Source organism: Flavobacterium frigoris (genome assembly GCF_900111075.1).
Lineage (GTDB): Bacteria > Bacteroidota > Bacteroidia > Flavobacteriales > Flavobacteriaceae > Flavobacterium > Flavobacterium frigoris.
Genome location: NZ_FOFZ01000007.1, coordinates 33,169 through 48,535, shown reverse-complemented (window position 1 = coordinate 48,535; position 15,367 = coordinate 33,169). Strand labels below are relative to the sequence as shown.

Sequence of the window (15,367 nt, the reverse complement as noted above, 5' to 3'; positions counted from 1 at the left end):
ACTATTTTATATTATATGAAAAGGAATTCAATAAACAAACTAAGAAACGCACAGGGGCGTAATTTTGCCCCAGTAGCCAAAACAGAGACACAACCACTACGATCAGGCAAGAAAAATGCAGACGGTATCATTATGCAGATTGCAAAAGCCTACAAAGATAGAAGTCGAAAGGAAATACAAACGTGGCGTTTAGCATTAATGGCTATCGATCACATTGAAACACCACGCTATAACAGATACTTTGATTTGGTAGAGGATTTGCGTACCGATGGTACTTATAAAACGCAATCCCTTTTGCGTAAATCGGCTACTTTATCAGTCGACTTTCAAATACGTAACGGAAAGACTGGAGAACTCAATGAATTAGCTTCAAAACTATTTCAACAACAATGGTTTTACAGGTATCTAGGTACTGATCTGGAATCAAAAATTGAAGGCACTAGAATTCTTGAGTTTTTAAGCTTTGATGGTCACAATATCAAATTTGATGTTATCCCACCTCGTAACACTGTACCGTCTCAAAAGCGCATCTACCCTGACTTAGGTAAGGACAAAGTATTTATTCAGTATGATGACCCTATTCATAAACCTTGGGTTATTGAATTAAACCCTGACAATCCGTTAGGGATCATCAATGATATTATTCCCAATTTGATTTGGAAGCGGAATGTATCCCAATCGTGGGCGGAATTTTGTGAAAAGTTTGGCATGCCAATGGTGTCAGCAACTACTAACAACAACAATTCCGATCATATTGATAAGGTAGAAAAGCAACTACTATCACTTGCTGAAGCTTCGGTGGGTGTGTTTCCTGAAGGAACGACCATCAAGTTTGATGAAGCCAACCGCACCGATGCTTATATGGTCTATTCTAAATTCATTGAGCAAAACAGTAATGAAATTGCTGGGGTTTTGGTTGGATCTAATACGCTAGGTTCTGACGCTGCCAACCGTTCCCAAACCGAAGTACACGAGCGTTCCTTAGACTATAAAATTAGTCAAGCTGATAGAAGGGATATCGCATTTACAGTTAATGATCAACTTTTGCCCTTACTTCAAATACAAGGTTATAGTTATATATCTGACGATGATATTTTTGAATGGATTGAATCCAAAGAAGAAATTGATCTTGTACAATTTTGGACTATTACTCAAGGAATAATGAATCAATATGAAGTAGAACAGGATTGGCTTTCTGAAACTTTTAATATTCCGATTGTGGGTAAAATACAACAATCGCCCACGCAAATTGTAGCACAATTAGAAGCATCAAAAACAATAGAAGCACTACTAAAACGCACTAAAAATGGAACTACCAAGCAAGAAGAAAACAATCCAACCCCTGAATCTTGGAAAAGACCAGACTATTCATAAATGTTGTGGTTCTAGCGCACCTACAGCATCGGCCAGCAATAAAATTCTAGATGAATTAACCAATAAGTTAATCAATGCAATTTGGAATAAAGAAGAAACAATTGGTACTGAAGGGAAGTTAATAGTTGCTGAAGCTCTCGAATTGACCAAAGGTTTAAAATCAGGTTACGGCATAACTACAGGCTATAACACACCTGACACATTAGCCATGCAGTTGATGGAATACAATTTGTTTGAGTTCTCTGATTCTAAAACAGAGGCACGTTTGGCAGCCATGACAGACTTGTTAATTGACCAGGAGAAAAACGAAATTAGATCTGAATCTGATTTTAAGAAACTGGCCAATGAAAGAGTAAAGGATTTAAATCAAAACTACTTAACAACCGAATACAATCTTTCAGTTGCTGTGGGGCAAAATTCGGCAGCTTACCACCGCTTTTTAGCCGAAAAGGATACAGTTACTTCTTTCGTTCAATATGAAACGGCAGGAGACTCGAAAGTAAGAAGCGAACACGCCAAGCTTGATGGTAAAATATTTAATTTAAGTGATCGTGAAGCCATGAAACTGTTTCCGCCAAATGGTCATGGTTGTCGTTGTGAATTCAAGCAATACAACCGTACACCAAAGCCTGAGCAAGTAATGAGCGGGAAACTAGCTCAGGAGATGTTAAATACAGATGATGCCAAATGGTCAAAAAGTCAATTCAATATCAATCGTGGTGATCTAAAGCAGGTTTTTACTAAATCACAATTTTATAGCGACATCAAAGGATTGCCTAAAAAGGTCAACGAAATGACTTTCGATAAGTATGATTTAAAACCGTGGGATTCGTTTAAATCGAATTTAAACAAACTTTCAATTGACAAAACCATTACTGGAGACAACGCTAAAGAACTCTTTAAAACCGTGAATGATGAAAAATTTATGCGGTTTAAAGATTACTATGGTCGAAAAATGATTGTAACCCAAAAGAACTTTGATTTTCATACCAAAGGCAAGTATTTAAAGGAAAGCGAACAAAGACATCAATTGTTTCCGCATATCAAAGACATTTTAAACAATCCTGATGAAGTGTGGTACAATGAGCCTGATTTAGGAGGGAAGTTTCAGTCCAGGTATATGAAGTTTTATAACGATACCATCATCGTTATTGATTGTGAAATGGCAAAAGATGGATTAGTAATCAAGACATGGTATAGAGCAAAAAAAGAAGACCTAAACTTACGTAAAGGTCTTCTTTTAAGGAAAGCGGTAAAATAAAACCCTCAATTAAATGATCCCTTCACGCTGTGCATTCCTTATCTCAGTGAGCGCTAATGTTAGGGGCTTCATCTTACTTGCTAATACAAAGATATAAAAAAATTACAATATGGCTAAAAAATCAAAATTAGAACTCGTTATGGAGTTGAGTGATAAGTTGTTTAACAACAAATTATCACAAGTGCAAGCCAAATTATCAGGTGCTACCGATAAAATGGAAAGCAAACTGCAACGCTTTAATTTAAAGCAAATAAAGGTTTTTTCGAATTTCGGCAAAGCTCTTGACCCAACAGCTATGAATAATATGTCTGAAATAGTTGAAAACCTAAGCCAAAAGTTAGACTTCACAAAAAGCATTACCAACACCAAGACAATGCTTGCACAAATGGGCGTTGAAAATATTAACGAAATGTCAACTAGAATTCACAAACTAGGTAAGGTTTGGGAGGCAAACGACGACGATATTGCCAAATCAGCCAATGCGCTAACCAAACAGCTTGGAGGTTCATTTGAAAGCAATTTGGCTATCTTACAACAAGGATATGAGAAAGGAGCTAACTTAAATGGCGATATGCTTGACCAATTCAAAGAGTATGCGCCACAAATAAAAGAATTAGGCTTGAATGCTAGTGATATGATGGTTATAATGGCTAATGCTGGGAAGAATGGAGTATTCTCAGATAAAGCAATCGACTCGATAAAAGAGGCTAATTTATCTTTAAAAGAAATGGGTCCTGCTCAAATGGCAGCATTAAAAGGAATTGGTTTGGATTTCGAGAGAGACCTAAGAGGTAAAACTTCCTTTCAAGCCGTACAAATGATATCCAAAGCAATGGAAGGAGCAAATGCACAAGCCAAACAATTAGCATTGACAGATATTTTCAAAGGAGCAGGTGAAGATGCTGGTATGGGATTTATTTTAGGATTGAGTTCTATGGATTTAGACCCTAGAAAACTTCCCAACATCAAGCAAGCAGATGAAGGCTTAAAAGGTTTTATTGCAGGAATAGAATCGTATGTATCGGAAAAAGTTGGTGCAATGATGCCTTATTTGCAAGGTGTCTCAATGTCTATTGTCACATTGGCGAGTTTAACAACTGTAATACAAGCATTGACCACAGCGCAATGGTTTTCTAATTTGGCAGCAGCTGCAAGTCCATATATGTGGGTAGCTTTGGCAATTGGCGCAGTGATAGGTGTTGTTGTATTAGCTATCAAGTATTTTGACGACTGGGGTGCAATGGTTTTAGTATTTATGGGACCAATAGGTAGGTTAATAGTTGCTTTAAAATTAATTTACGACCATTGGGATAGTATAGTAAACGCTTTTAAATCGGATGGGATATTAGGAGGCCTAAAACGAATTGGTCAAGTACTTTTAGATGTTATATTAAAACCGCTACAACAAATACTAGAAACTATTGCCAATTTTGACCCTACAGGATTAGCTCAAAAAGGAGCTGAGGCTATTAGACAATTTAGAAGCGAACAAGGATTGATAACAACTGGAGAGGTTGCAACTATAGGTAATGTAGATGCCACAGACCCTTTGGGATTAAAAGGTATCAAAACTCCTGATTTGTGGGGTACGAAAAAAGTAGAGCCAACTTCGTTACTCAAAGCTCCTGTACTAGACGGCAAACTAGCAGGAACAGGAGGCAAAAACAAAAAGCAAGGCGAAGAAATAAGCAAAGTCGCAGGAGAAGCCAACCAAGTTAAAAAGGTCGATATTAGAATCGATGCTTTTAATAAAGGCGGTATCAATGTATCGCAATCAGCTTATGCAGGAATGACTAAGGAAGATGTAGAAGCATGGTTTAAAGAAATGATGCAACGAGTATTAATAAATGCAGAAACTGCTTAAATATGATAAGCCCGGACTTTTTAAAAAAGCTCAACCGCTTGAGTAAATTATATGATAAATTCCCTGAATTGGCGGCTATTGAAGCCGTCAATTTCAGCAAGGAACGATTTGTACGTAAGAACTGGGTAGATAAGGGTGTAACGGCTTGGAAAGCTCGTAAACCATCGCCTGAATGGCTGAGTGAAGAACAAAAGAAAGCCGCTGCACGAGGTTCGTTAATGGTCAAATCTGGACGTTTAAAACGCTCCATTCGTAAAACGAAAGTAACTCGTAACAGCGTAACGATTGGAACGGATGTGCAATATGCTGAAGCGCACAATGAAGGCGCAGTTATCAATCAAACGATCAATATAAAAACACATTCTCGTACTCGAAAGGGAAGAACTGAAACCGTAAAAGCACACCGCCGTAAGCGTAAAATAACATTACCAAAAAGGCAGTTCATTGGAGAATCGACCATCTTGTTACGTAGAATAGAACGACTAGTACAAAGAGAAATAAACGAGATTCTAAAATAAGTTAAACCCGATTTAAATGAAAGCATTTTACAACAAACTAATTGAAGCCTTTGGCACAGGGGAGAACAAAGCCAAATTTACTGATAAGAATATTGCTCCAGTCGAATATATTGATCTATACGCTGGACAAGATCAGTTTGAAGAAAACTTCGAACTATTCTCAAGACCTTCGTTACTTGTAGATTGGGACATCGATCATAGTGGCGATGCACCGATTGCTACAATAACGTTTTATTGTTGTTTTGAGCAACTGAGAGATACAAGTAACATATCACTAAACAAGGATTTAGCTTTGCAGTTCTTAGATTTTATTGATTGTATTGACGAAATCGCACAAACTATTGAAACGGAGAAAACTGGCAAACTAGAAGTTGTTTCTGAGGGTTTTAATAAAATGGATTCTATTGTAAACATCTACTTATTGACTTACGAGTGTAGTTATTCAGGACGAAAAAGCCCTCGAGGCGATTACCAAGAGGGCGATTATGATACGTTAGATTTAAAAGGAGAACTAACTATTGAGTTTGATGATTAAAATGTTTTGTCTGTTGGATTTATTTTAATAGTATAACTTTTGTTTTCTAAAACTGCAATTGTCTTAACATAAGCGGAATAAGTGCCGTTTTTACTATCACTTGTTTTTTCAATTATTAGCTTTTCTAAATCCTCCGAAGGTTGGTTTTTAAAAGCTATTTTTTTACCCGACTTTTTAAAATAAAATACATTTATAGATTCTTTAGGTTTGGAAGCTTCTTCATTAGCCCAATCCAAATGGACTTTAATTGTTTCCTGTTTTCGAGCTATACTGTCAGCTGTATATTGCGCTTTTCTTTTTTTAATATCAGCTTCATAGTCTAATTTTCGCTGTTCGTCTTCCAACTTTGCAAGCATTAAATCTGTTTTAAACTTCTCTTTTCTTTTTTCAAAATCTGTCTTAAATTGAGTACTGTTTTTATAAACACCATTCGTTATTTTTATTGATGCAACGCCATTTACAATACTGTAGATAGCTACATCTTGAGCCATTGTCTTGATGAAACCATTTTTTAAATTTGCACTTTGAAGCTCGTTATTATAAAGATAAATAAATAGTTTTATTACTTGAACTTTGCTTCCTGTAACCTCTAAAGAACTCACCACATAAAGCCCATATACCTGAAATAGATTGTACTTAATTTTTAAATTATCTATTGCACTTCCAGCAGTCGTTTTATAGGTATTGATAATATAATCATCTCCATTTATATCATTAGAATTACGATGTAATTTGAAATAACTATGTATCAAATTTTGCATGTTATTCGATACCCAATTGTATTCGTAATAGGTATTTTGGGCGGGCATATACTTGTTAGTCATAGGGAAGTAATTTGGAAAGAAAGCCCCAATAGGTCTGTTAAAGTCGTATTCCCAATCAGGTTTGTTTTGAGCAATTAAGAATGTTGGTATTAATAGCAAAAAGCATAATAGTTTTTTCATTTTTCTAATTTTAAAGGTTACCAAAAGTAAGAAAACCGTTCAATAAATGAACGGCTTTCTTATAAAACGTTATTTTTTAATAGGCTCTACAGCATTCCCATGCTCATTACACACCTTGCAAGTGATTAGGCGTTGCATAATGGTTTCACCTGTTGCCAATATTATAGCTTTACGGTTTTCGTTAAGAACATGGTCGCAAATTAGCGTAGTGCGTATGTACCAATTGTTTTTTTTTAAGGCTTTGAAATGCTTTGCAAAATCTGCCATATCGGTACTGTTTTTAAAATATTTTGTAGCTCTCATACTGCTAGTTTTAAATTAAACGGAATACATTTTTAGTTAATTTTATAAATAAATAATCCTAAATCATCGTGTATTTTGTTAAGGATTTCACTATCTCTTACCTCAGAGAAGGTTTCTCCAGTCTCGACGCTGTAGGGTATTGCGTAGAGGGTCATTTCTTCTTTCTCGTAGGCAATAATGCAAACAAAATCGCTTAGAATATCGCCAATAGCAGGGAAATCTACTGCTAAGTACACTCGTTTAGGGTTTTTACTGTAATGCTCAGCAAAGGCATGGTAAACCGCTCTTATATCACCACCTAAATCAAGGCTGCACATGATTCCTTTTTCGTCTTTATCCTCTACGTACATCTGAAAAGGATAGAAGCCATAAGCGTTACAATGGTCTAAATATTCAATTTTTACTAGTGTGTCTACAAATTCTTTTAAGTTTTTCATTTTATTGTTGTTTTTTTAGTGATTTAACTTTTCGTATCCTTCTAGGATTTCATTTATTGTATTTCTAATTGTTTTTAACTTTGCATAACTTACATCTATGTACGCATCATTATCTTCAGTCTCAATTTGTAACTGACAGCAATCTTTTTGGATACGAATCATAAATTCACCATTATTATCATTTCCATTTATTTCGATATAATATTCTGTTTTTTTTATATCCATTTCACTACCTCTTTTTAAAATTATGTTTTGGCTTACTAATAAATCTACTTCCTTCATACTCATAAAAAACGGGTTCTTTGTACTCGTTTTGTCTTATATAAATCAAAGGCTCTCGTTCAAATTGCTCAACTCTAGCGTGATATTCTAAATCAATTTTAAACCTCCTTTGTTTCTCTAGTTCACAAAGCCTCCACATCAATGCAAAAAATCTTAATTTTGCTTTATTAATACTCATCGTTGTATCTTTTTTGGCTTGACTAAAAAAACAAAGCTTCTATTCCCTTCGGTTTGTTTTTCTTCTTTCCACCCAAGCTTTTTTAAAATATCATTTCCTCGGACCCAACCGCCATAAGAACCGCAAGCCCAATCGTGTTTTTTGTACCTAATCGCGGTTTCGTAATCCTTTCTGTCTTGTTCAGATAATTTACTTTTTTCCTCTGCCGTAAGTTCCCAGTTATTAATACTCATCGTTGTATCTTTTTTGGTTCAACCAAGTCACTAAATGCGCTTTGGCTTGACCTGTTTTCTTTAAATCCTCGTTGTAATGTTTAAGAGCTGAAAAACATTTTATTTTACTCGTTAAATCCAATTTTTCAAAGGCTTTTTGGGCTTGTTCCTTTTTGCGCTTGAGGTCGTATTTATCCCAAAAGGATTCAAAACTAAAATCGTCTATCTTGAGTTCTATGGTTACGATCTTCTTAAACTTCGCCCAGTCTTCAATCATTTGTACATTCTCAGGAAAGGTTTGCTTTCGTAACAAATTAATGAAGCTCGAGCCTTTTAAATTGATAAAACAATGCAGTATCCCATCTGATTTCCTGTACTGAAAAATCCATTTTTCTTTTGTAGCGATGAAGGTTACTTCGTAGGTGGTGTATTCTTCCATTGTCGTAATTGGTTTAGGTCAAAAAAAACAGGTATGGCCAAATTCATTGCGAGCCAAACCTCTACTTTAGCACCGTTGGAGCTGCTATGGCATGGTAATGCTAGAACCGCATCACATTGCATTAAGGCGGTTACACATAGTTTCATGGCTTCATTCCATTCTGCTTCGGGGTTATTTACAACTTGTACTGGGTTTACAGGTTCTAAATCCATGTCGTAAAGGTTTTTTGATGCTATGAAAAACTTATTTTCTACATCTTGACTAAGTAGTCCTGTAACCTTTCCTGCTATGTATATCTTTTTTCTCATTTTAATAGGAATTTAATCGGTTTGGTGTGTACAAATGTTTTTGATATTAGTATGGCTTCCCCTCTTAATCGATGCTCGGTTTCAAAAATTGTTTCTATTTTTGAAACAGGCCTTTTGTCTTTTACTTTCTTGTGCATTAGGCTAGTTTTTGGTTTAAATCATTGATTGTTTTTTGAATTTGTATTTTAACGTATGGCTCATGAATTTCTTTGATTTGCTGAAGAAGGAGTAACTCTAACATATCGGCTTCATGAAATTTTAAGGAGACATTAATTTTCTTTTTTGCGTCAAAAAGATTCATTTTTGCCTTAATATGAATCGCTTTACCATCCAACTTAGCAGCAACATCAAGTGCAATTGATAAAGTTGATTTTTCCCTTCGCGATATCGCTTTTGAATTATAAACCGCTTCGATTGTTGCAGCTATGATAATGGCGTTTTCAGGTGTTAGACTTAGTTTTATTTTCATTTTAAAGGGGTTTAGAGATTTGCAAAACCACATAATTATGGGCTAAACCCGCTACATCTTTAATGATAAAATCTACTTTCCTGATTACTTGACCACCTGTGTATTTTTGTTTATTGGGGTCGTATTCATTGAGAAGTAAGAGGTCATTTTCTTGGTAATTCCGATTATTCAAACGGACTTCTACTTTCTTTAATCCCAACAGCACATTTCTGTAATGTTCGGGATAGATTTTTAGTTCGTGTTTCATTTAAAAAAGGTTTAATTGATTGTTATTTTGTGATTTTTCGTGTAATTCTCTCATTTGTTTTCTAGCATTTATACCGAGATAGGAGTCAAATGTCCGCTTACAGATATCGAATTGATTTTCGATGTGTAAATGATAGATTTCTTTAAAAAACAGGCCTTGTTTGCGATGATGCAAAGCAATTTCTTGGATTTTTAAAACTCTTTTTAAAAAATTCTTTCTCGTGTAGGACATTTAGCTATCTTTGAAGCTCAAACAACCGCCAAGTTGATAGAGCTTCTGATAGTATTATTAGGGGCTCTTTTTAATTTTGAGAGCTTTGTGGTATTCCTGTAGCATGATGCCATGCTTTGTTTCCTACTTTTTGCGCACTATGTTCATAGTTAATTTCTAACTGTCTAAACTGCTTGTCTAATTCGTCTAGTTCATTATAATCATAAGCATTAAGGGCTTTATGATGAACACTACTAGCTAACATCCAACTATTGAACTTTGTCCAGCTATCGGCTTCTTTTATCCCCGTTCTAGTGGCGATTGTAAGAATGTTGCTGCGCTTGCGTTTCATTGTCAATTCCATTTCTGCTGATATCGATTGACTGCTTACTGGTTTTGATGCTTCGACCTCTCTTTTCTTGTTGTTTTGATAGTTGTTTACCGCACTATCAGAATCACTAAAGGTGTTGAATGTTCTTGGTTGTCTTTTTTTTGGAGTTCCCATATTAAAAAAGTTTTTGTTGTACTGGTGTTGTGTCTTTTTTATCCCAAATAACAAAGGGTTTGTTCCCGCCAAAACGGCTCACTGGGTACGCTTTGAAATTCTTGATTAGAATCTTGATACAAGACATAAATTCGATGTCTTTTGCATGCTGATTACGTGGTTTGTCGCCTTTTGCCCAGCTGATAATAACAAAGCTTTTGCGTGGGAATGTTTTCTTTAGGATTTTGAATTGATCAAGGCTCAATTTGGCATAATCCAAACTATCAATAATGATAATTTTGCCCGATGCTGGACGTTTTAATCGAAGGATTAAATCATCAAAAACACCACCTGAAGTAAACATTACTTTTCCTTTTAAATCTTGCATATCGTTACGCTTAATAGCGTCCTGCAATGATTTAGATATCCCTTGCTCATACGAACAGTACAAAACTTTGGCAAATGATGCCATGTGTTTGGTAAGTTGTATAGCAAATTCGGTTTTACCGTTTCCAGAACCTCCATAAATTGACATTATGAAGTTCTTTTCGGGTTGACCGAAACTCTCTAGCCAATCACCTTGGAAGTCGTAAACTTCAAAGGATTTGTCTAGGAACTGTGTGATTCCAATTGCTTTCATTTTTACTAATTTTTCATTTTTTCGCTCCCACTTACGACTCGAACGTAAGCGTATGCCATTTGGGATGGGTTTAATCTTTTAATTCTGTTATTTTAACAACTTCGTGTTTTAAATAACCATATACTATATTGGGCGGTTTATGCATCATACAAAGTCTTCCTACTTCTTGCGACTCTACAGGTATGTAACCTCCATTCCAAACATCTCCTTGAAATGGTTCAGTTTTTACAATTACTCCATTTGCATTGGTAGTAAAACTCAAAAAATCCTGCCCATTATCCTCTAATTCAATTATAAAACCTGTTATCATAGACTTGAAAAATTAAGTGAAACATCTTTCCATTTGTTCTTTTCGTCTAGGGTGTAGACTCTAATGTACTTGGTAGAACCTACTACGATAAGACAATCATTAAGCTTGTCAAATTCTTCGATTAGTTTGTCATCGCCCAGCTCACGCACTTGTTTGCGTGCTTTGGTTAGAATCTTGACGTCGTATTCGCCTTTGGCATTTTTGATAAGAATACTTTCCAAAAGGTTGTAGAATCCTTTGTTTCTATTTTCGAATTTCTCTCTAAAAATATCCTTGATGGCATTGATGTGAACGATTGCTTCATCATTAAAATCAAAGCGGTCTTGAGACTCGACTATGATTTTGATTTTCTCATTTTTCAGCTCGAAGCTCTTCGCTTCTTTGGTTGGTTTTCCTTCCAGTTCGTACTTCAGGTTATTGAAGTTTTCGGCATGGGCTATGGTTTCCGCTTTTAGAGTAGTTAAGATTGCTTGAGCATCATTGTAACGCTCTAAAACTTCGCTCAAAAAGTGCTCTTTGTCCTTTAAATGAGCCTGTTTTCTTTGGTCTTGTTTCTTGTTTTCTTCAGCAGCTCTTTGTTTCCCTAATTCGATTAGTTCAGCTGATGTCATTTCGTGAATTTGTTTTGTAATTGCTTCCATTTTGTTATATTTTAATTGTTTCTAATTGGTTTTCTTCGAGGTCAATCAATTTTTGTACGTAGTAATTACGGCTTTGTCTTTTGGGAGCATAATCAAAATGATTCCCTTTTTCGTGGTCTAAAAGCCATTGATTAAGTTCTTTTATCTTGTTTTCTAACCATTGTTTGGATACTATCATGTTTAGTTTATTGAGTTAGTAGCGATTTTATTTAAGTGTTTGTGCCAGTATTCAGTAGCTATTGCACCGCCGTAAGCTTTTACTATTTTTCCTTTTTTGTTTTTAACAATCAGGATGCGCTGTGTTGGGTTGTAAATTTTTAGCATGGGTACAATTCGTTTAATAATGAAATAGTTACTTCTTCTTCTGATTTTTCAGCCTCTTCGAGTGCATTTGAAATGATGTTTTTTAAACTATCAAAATCCTTTACCCTTGCTTTAAGCCAGTTTTGAGCGGGTTTGTTTGTGATTCCTAATTCAATACAAATACTCTCAATGTCTTCTCCAATTGCTGGATCTAAGTAAGTCCAGCCAAATGACCAACGGCGATTGGTTTGAATAAAACCGTTTTTGCGGCGTTCGGCTGCTTTGGCTAACATTTTTTGAACGTCAATCCCAATTACTACTACAGCAGCATAATATTGTAATTCATCTGCGATAGTTTTAACCGTTGGAATATTCCCTGCTTTGGAGTTTTCCAACTCATCAATAATGATCATCGGATTACCTCCTAATGTTCTTATTTTTTGACAAACTCTTTTGATGATAGCCCCTTTGGTACCTGTGGTAGCGACACCTACCTCCTCAGCTAGATTGATTGCAAATTCTTTAGAGTTTTCGATGCTAGAACATTTCACTAGGAATACTGAAGTAGGATATTTGCGTTTAAACATCATTGCAGCGTAGGACTTACCGAGTCCTGTATCTCCATCTAATCCTAAACGGATTTTCTTTTCTTTGGCTCTTTCAAACGTGATAATAGCTTGTTTAAAATTGTAGGTGTTAAAGTGATTCCAGTACGTTTTCTCCAATTTAAACCCAATAGCCAATGCAATTGCCTCGTAATATTTATCGGCTATCTTAGCTTTACCAATCATTTCATTTCCTTTTAGGATTTGATTTACATAGGCTTTATCGATGCCTGCTAATTGTGGCAGTGCTACTTGTGTAGTTGCATTGTCGTGTAAATACCTTTCGATTTCATGCGGTATTACTTCTAGTTTCTGAATTTGTGTTAACTTTGCCATAATGAATAATTTAAGCCGACCAATCTGAGCTGTTGAAATCCCTGTCTACTCTCTTTTTGGTCGTGTTTTTAAGGTTAGTATTCTCGTTATTTATTTTATTTGCGTTGTAATTCTCTTTATTTCCTCCAAGTGCCATTGCATGGCTATAGCCTAAATCTTCTATCACTTCATTAAGTGAAGCTTCGAACTCGTCTATAAATTCAGTTTGACGGGCTTTTCTACCTTTTAAATGGCCTAAAGCGTTGGCTTTGGTGTCATCCGTTTCGGCATGAGATTGTGAAGCACCTATTACACGTTTGCAAGTCATGATAAACTTTTGATCAAGCGTGTATAAATCGGCATAATCATCATCCCATACTACCATTACTTCAGCTCCTGAGGTGTAACCCGTTGCTTTGGCGATCATCTCGGTACCAGCACCACCGTATTGTGGTATTTCAAATTGAAATTGTTCGCTTTCGTACCCTTGTGAGCGATACACATTTACATAACCACGCATATAGCTTATGTCTACTTTGGTGTGCTTTGCAAATAAGTAGCGCATTACAACTGGTTCCAATGGTACGCAATCAGTATGTTTGATTGCGAAACGTTCCGCAGGCGATACACCATCACGTAGTTTGGTAGTATTCCAACGAGTGATTAACTGGTGCATTTGTATTAAAGCGTCTTGGTAATTTGGTAATTCGTCAATATCTAAATGATCGGGATTTGATTGTCCTTCTATTCCAGTTCCCCACGAGGTCGAAAGGAAGTTTTTAATGTCTTTTAAACTACGTTTAAACAAACGGAATTGCGTTTCGGCTGGATTCGCTTGTGAGTTACCCGCTTCGATGGTTCTAACCTTGTTAAAGGCTAGATTCAAGAAGCTTTTACTAACTCCTGAAGTGAACGCTCCGTGGTTATCTGATATGAATTCAAACATGGTTTGATTACCACCGTTTTCGATTGCCATTTTTACCGCATCTCTAACCATTTGCTCGGTTTCTTTGTGTGATCCTACTGGAGCGGCTGACCATCCTGCAATTTGTCTACTCGCTACATCGGTAATAAGAATTACATAGAGCTTCATAGTTGACCATTTACCGTTTGGTTTCTTGTATTTGTAGTTGATCGTTCCTGAACCATCTCCTGCAAATAAAGAGTGAGCAAATTCTAAACGTTCCGTTGTTACGTATGTTTGTACGTGTTTTTTATAGTAGTCCTCACCGTGACGTGCTTTTGCTGTTAAAATCGTTTTGTTAAAACGAGTTAAATGATGGCAAAAAGTACGATAGGCCACAGGCTGTAAGTCGAATTCTTTTACATCTTCGAAATAGTCACGTTCCCAAAGTGTGCGGATATATTCCTTAGTTGATCCCCCAGGATTCATATACAAATTGAACATCATTGCTTGATGAATATCGAACTGGTAAATTTGTCCTGTACTCTCATCTACTAAAGGGTATTTACCCACGATTTGAGCGTTGTCATTTCCGTACTTTCCAGAGACAAAGAAGTTTCTTTGTTCGGTCAAATTATTGATCGGAAATTCATTGATTTTATTACGCAAATAAGCTGCTGAATTTACTTTGAATCCTTCCAGTTGTAGCGGTGCAATCATATCGGCACAGATTTGTATAAAATCTCCTTTTTTATTGATCCCTAATTCTTTGAAATTGTCGTTAAACAATTGCTTGTTTAGAAACATACACCACGCTCTAGCCGTAGCCATTTGAAAGGCTTGGATTTGATTGTAACCGACAATTGCATCATACATAAAGTATCGTATATCAGTATTGTCAATGAACGTGTTTACTTGTGATTGAATTAAGCTATTGATTTGATTTTGTTTGTTGTTTTTATCTGTACTTAACAGAGCTTCATACGCTGTAAGAAGCTCGTGTTTTGTACCAAATTTTGAACGGTAATGCGTTGGCTTACGATCAGGTAAACAGTCAAAGTCATAGTAAAATGTTCCGTTTGATTTGCCCCAACGCCATGCGCTACCTGTATTAGGCAAAAAGTCACCGTATTTGTAGCCTTTTTGGATTGATTTTTTATAAAGGGTTCTAGCTTTACGTAAGTAGTCATCTGTTACTTGAGACACTTGTAACACCAAGCGGTGAGAAACCCATAGGGTTTCACCATCTTTATAATTACGTATTTGGATGTCGTTGTGTAACAATTGCATGTACTACCTACTACTTGATTAACATTTTCTCTAACTCATTGAACTTTTCAACGATTAGTTTAGCCTTGTCAGAATCCCTTTTACGGGTGTCTATCATTACTTTTTTACAGTATGATCTGCTAAGTCCAGTCATGTTATGGAGTAGTTCCCATGTTTTAAATTTTCTAGCTTCTAATATTAATTTGCTCATGGCTTTTATTTTTATATATCTTTGTATCGTTCAAGTAGGACAAATTTAAACAAAATGAGTAAACAAAACGCAAAACGAGTAAATAATTTATTCATTTTGCGTAA

General features: G+C 35.8%; 23 protein-coding genes. 5 read left to right on the top strand and 18 right to left on the bottom strand.

All coding sequences use genetic code 11. The annotated features are described in order from the left end of the window. The first annotated feature begins 15 nt into the window (after positions 1-15). The 5 genes from BMW63_RS10610 to BMW63_RS10590 all read left to right on the top strand — a co-directional run bounded on the left by BMW63_RS10610 (position 16) and on the right by BMW63_RS10590 (position 5,552). A complete protein-coding gene (locus tag BMW63_RS10610) occupies positions 16-1,374 on the top strand; it encodes a phage portal protein family protein (RefSeq protein WP_074723448.1) in 1,359 nt (452 codons plus the stop codon). Beyond that, positions 1,307-2,635, top strand: a complete 1,329-nt coding sequence (locus BMW63_RS10605; RefSeq protein WP_074723447.1) for a PBECR2 nuclease fold domain-containing protein — start codon at positions 1,307-1,309, stop codon at positions 2,633-2,635. Before BMW63_RS10610 ends, BMW63_RS10605 begins: the two co-directional genes overlap by 68 nt. 109 nt (positions 2,636-2,744) lie before the next feature. Beyond that, positions 2,745-4,499 carry a phage tail tape measure protein gene (locus BMW63_RS10600; protein WP_074723446.1) on the top strand — a complete coding sequence of 585 codons (1,755 nt, stop codon included), beginning with the start codon at positions 2,745-2,747 and terminating at the stop codon, positions 4,497-4,499. A gap of 38 nt (positions 4,500-4,537) precedes the next feature. Then, positions 4,538-5,017, top strand: a complete 480-nt coding sequence (locus tag BMW63_RS10595; protein ID WP_175460279.1) for a phage virion morphogenesis family protein — start codon at positions 4,538-4,540, stop codon at positions 5,015-5,017. A gap of 16 nt (positions 5,018-5,033) precedes the next feature. Further along, positions 5,034-5,552, top strand: coding sequence for a hypothetical protein (locus BMW63_RS10590; RefSeq protein ID WP_074723444.1), 519 nt, complete (start codon positions 5,034-5,036; stop codon positions 5,550-5,552). On the opposite strand, the gene BMW63_RS10585 is transcribed toward BMW63_RS10590, so the two are convergent. From BMW63_RS10585 to BMW63_RS10500, 18 genes are all read right to left on the bottom strand, one after another. Beyond that, the gene (locus tag BMW63_RS10585) at positions 5,549-6,496 is read right to left on the bottom strand and encodes a hypothetical protein (protein ID WP_074723443.1); all 948 of its coding nucleotides are present in this window, start codon (positions 6,494-6,496) and stop codon (positions 5,549-5,551) included. The genes BMW63_RS10590 and BMW63_RS10585 overlap by 4 nt on opposite strands. Before the next feature lie 69 nt (positions 6,497-6,565). Next, the gene (locus BMW63_RS10580; protein ID WP_074723442.1) at positions 6,566-6,799 is read right to left on the bottom strand and encodes a hypothetical protein; all 234 of its coding nucleotides are present in this window, start codon (positions 6,797-6,799) and stop codon (positions 6,566-6,568) included. A gap of 32 nt (positions 6,800-6,831) precedes the next feature. Beyond that, complete coding sequence (locus BMW63_RS10575; RefSeq protein ID WP_074723441.1) at positions 6,832-7,236, bottom strand: hypothetical protein; 405 nt, start codon at positions 7,234-7,236, stop codon at positions 6,832-6,834. 15 nt (positions 7,237-7,251) lie between these two features. Further along, entirely contained in the window at positions 7,252-7,524 is a 273-nt protein-coding gene (locus tag BMW63_RS10570; protein WP_139174229.1) for a hypothetical protein, read from the bottom strand. 168 nt (positions 7,525-7,692) lie between these two features. Beyond that, positions 7,693-7,929 (bottom strand): hypothetical protein, encoded by a 237-nt coding sequence (locus BMW63_RS10560; RefSeq protein WP_074723438.1) that lies wholly within the window; start codon positions 7,927-7,929, stop codon positions 7,693-7,695. After that, entirely contained in the window at positions 7,919-8,347 is a 429-nt protein-coding gene (locus BMW63_RS10555) for a hypothetical protein (RefSeq protein ID WP_074723437.1), read from the bottom strand. Before BMW63_RS10555 ends, BMW63_RS10560 begins: the two co-directional genes overlap by 11 nt. Further along, positions 8,320-8,655, bottom strand: a complete 336-nt coding sequence (locus BMW63_RS10550) for a DUF4406 domain-containing protein (protein WP_074723436.1) — start codon at positions 8,653-8,655, stop codon at positions 8,320-8,322. The genes BMW63_RS10555 and BMW63_RS10550 overlap by 28 nt, the downstream gene beginning before the upstream one ends. 136 nt (positions 8,656-8,791) lie before the next feature. Further along, positions 8,792-9,124: a hypothetical protein gene (locus BMW63_RS10545; protein ID WP_074723435.1), complete on the bottom strand. Its 333-nt coding sequence runs from the start codon at positions 9,122-9,124 to the stop codon at positions 8,792-8,794. A gap of 1 nt (position 9,125) precedes the next feature. After that, positions 9,126-9,371 carry a DUF3850 domain-containing protein gene (locus BMW63_RS10540; protein WP_074723434.1) on the bottom strand — a complete coding sequence of 82 codons (246 nt, stop codon included), beginning with the start codon at positions 9,369-9,371 and terminating at the stop codon, positions 9,126-9,128. A gap of 301 nt (positions 9,372-9,672) precedes the next feature. After that, a complete protein-coding gene (locus BMW63_RS10530; RefSeq protein WP_074723432.1) occupies positions 9,673-10,086 on the bottom strand; it encodes a hypothetical protein in 414 nt (137 codons plus the stop codon). Between the two features lies 1 nt (position 10,087). Continuing rightward, complete coding sequence (locus tag BMW63_RS10525; RefSeq protein WP_074723431.1) at positions 10,088-10,705, bottom strand: AAA family ATPase; 618 nt, start codon at positions 10,703-10,705, stop codon at positions 10,088-10,090. 70 nt (positions 10,706-10,775) lie between these two features. Then, positions 10,776-11,015, bottom strand: a complete 240-nt coding sequence (locus BMW63_RS10520) for a hypothetical protein (protein WP_074723430.1) — start codon at positions 11,013-11,015, stop codon at positions 10,776-10,778. Beyond that, positions 11,012-11,656 (bottom strand): DUF3164 family protein, encoded by a 645-nt coding sequence (locus tag BMW63_RS10515; protein WP_074723429.1) that lies wholly within the window; start codon positions 11,654-11,656, stop codon positions 11,012-11,014. The genes BMW63_RS10520 and BMW63_RS10515 overlap by 4 nt, the downstream gene beginning before the upstream one ends. 4 nt (positions 11,657-11,660) lie before the next feature. After that, positions 11,661-11,834, bottom strand: a complete 174-nt coding sequence (locus BMW63_RS18145) for a hypothetical protein (protein ID WP_175460278.1) — start codon at positions 11,832-11,834, stop codon at positions 11,661-11,663. 2 nt (positions 11,835-11,836) lie between these two features. Further along, positions 11,837-11,980, bottom strand: a complete 144-nt coding sequence (locus tag BMW63_RS18140; protein ID WP_175460277.1) for a hypothetical protein — start codon at positions 11,978-11,980, stop codon at positions 11,837-11,839. After that, positions 11,974-12,900 (bottom strand): AAA family ATPase, encoded by a 927-nt coding sequence (locus BMW63_RS10510; RefSeq protein ID WP_074723428.1) that lies wholly within the window; start codon positions 12,898-12,900, stop codon positions 11,974-11,976. Before BMW63_RS10510 ends, BMW63_RS18140 begins: the two co-directional genes overlap by 7 nt. A gap of 10 nt (positions 12,901-12,910) precedes the next feature. Then, positions 12,911-15,073: a DDE-type integrase/transposase/recombinase gene (locus BMW63_RS10505; RefSeq protein WP_074723427.1), complete on the bottom strand. Its 2,163-nt coding sequence runs from the start codon at positions 15,071-15,073 to the stop codon at positions 12,911-12,913. A gap of 10 nt (positions 15,074-15,083) precedes the next feature. After that, positions 15,084-15,263 (bottom strand): hypothetical protein, encoded by a 180-nt coding sequence (locus BMW63_RS10500; RefSeq protein WP_074723426.1) that lies wholly within the window; start codon positions 15,261-15,263, stop codon positions 15,084-15,086. Positions 15,264-15,367 lie beyond the last annotated feature (104 nt).

What these genes read in the sequence shown, in the direction of transcription:
- BMW63_RS10610 (WP_074723448.1), top strand. Translation starts at nt 16, where the DNA reads ATGAAAAGGAATTCAATAAACAAACTAAGAAACGCACAGGGGCGTAAT.
- BMW63_RS10605 (WP_074723447.1), top strand. Translation starts at nt 1,307, where the DNA reads ATGGAACTACCAAGCAAGAAGAAAACAATCCAACCCCTGAATCTTGGA.
- BMW63_RS10600 (WP_074723446.1), top strand. Translation starts at nt 2,745, where the DNA reads ATGGCTAAAAAATCAAAATTAGAACTCGTTATGGAGTTGAGTGATAAG.
- BMW63_RS10590 (WP_074723444.1), top strand. Translation starts at nt 5,034, where the DNA reads ATGAAAGCATTTTACAACAAACTAATTGAAGCCTTTGGCACAGGGGAG.
- BMW63_RS10585 (WP_074723443.1), bottom strand. Translation starts at nt 6,496, where the DNA reads ATGAAAAAACTATTATGCTTTTTGCTATTAATACCAACATTCTTAATT.
- BMW63_RS10580 (WP_074723442.1), bottom strand. Translation starts at nt 6,799, where the DNA reads ATGAGAGCTACAAAATATTTTAAAAACAGTACCGATATGGCAGATTTT.
- BMW63_RS10575 (WP_074723441.1), bottom strand. Translation starts at nt 7,236, where the DNA reads ATGAAAAACTTAAAAGAATTTGTAGACACACTAGTAAAAATTGAATAT.
- BMW63_RS10570 (WP_139174229.1), bottom strand. Translation starts at nt 7,524, where the DNA reads ATGAGTATGAAGGAAGTAGATTTATTAGTAAGCCAAAACATAATTTTA.
- BMW63_RS10560 (WP_074723438.1), bottom strand. Translation starts at nt 7,929, where the DNA reads ATGAGTATTAATAACTGGGAACTTACGGCAGAGGAAAAAAGTAAATTA.
- BMW63_RS10555 (WP_074723437.1), bottom strand. Translation starts at nt 8,347, where the DNA reads ATGGAAGAATACACCACCTACGAAGTAACCTTCATCGCTACAAAAGAA.
- BMW63_RS10550 (WP_074723436.1), bottom strand. Translation starts at nt 8,655, where the DNA reads ATGAGAAAAAAGATATACATAGCAGGAAAGGTTACAGGACTACTTAGT.
- BMW63_RS10545 (WP_074723435.1), bottom strand. Translation starts at nt 9,124, where the DNA reads ATGAAAATAAAACTAAGTCTAACACCTGAAAACGCCATTATCATAGCT.
- BMW63_RS10540 (WP_074723434.1), bottom strand. Translation starts at nt 9,371, where the DNA reads ATGAAACACGAACTAAAAATCTATCCCGAACATTACAGAAATGTGCTG.
- BMW63_RS10530 (WP_074723432.1), bottom strand. Translation starts at nt 10,086, where the DNA reads ATGGGAACTCCAAAAAAAAGACAACCAAGAACATTCAACACCTTTAGT.
- BMW63_RS10525 (WP_074723431.1), bottom strand. Translation starts at nt 10,705, where the DNA reads ATGAAAGCAATTGGAATCACACAGTTCCTAGACAAATCCTTTGAAGTT.
- BMW63_RS10520 (WP_074723430.1), bottom strand. Translation starts at nt 11,015, where the DNA reads ATGATAACAGGTTTTATAATTGAATTAGAGGATAATGGGCAGGATTTT.
- BMW63_RS10515 (WP_074723429.1), bottom strand. Translation starts at nt 11,656, where the DNA reads ATGGAAGCAATTACAAAACAAATTCACGAAATGACATCAGCTGAACTA.
- BMW63_RS18145 (WP_175460278.1), bottom strand. Translation starts at nt 11,834, where the DNA reads ATGATAGTATCCAAACAATGGTTAGAAAACAAGATAAAAGAACTTAAT.
- BMW63_RS18140 (WP_175460277.1), bottom strand. Translation starts at nt 11,980, where the DNA reads ATGCTAAAAATTTACAACCCAACACAGCGCATCCTGATTGTTAAAAAC.
- BMW63_RS10510 (WP_074723428.1), bottom strand. Translation starts at nt 12,900, where the DNA reads ATGGCAAAGTTAACACAAATTCAGAAACTAGAAGTAATACCGCATGAA.
- BMW63_RS10505 (WP_074723427.1), bottom strand. Translation starts at nt 15,073, where the DNA reads ATGCAATTGTTACACAACGACATCCAAATACGTAATTATAAAGATGGT.
- BMW63_RS10500 (WP_074723426.1), bottom strand. Translation starts at nt 15,263, where the DNA reads ATGAGCAAATTAATATTAGAAGCTAGAAAATTTAAAACATGGGAACTA.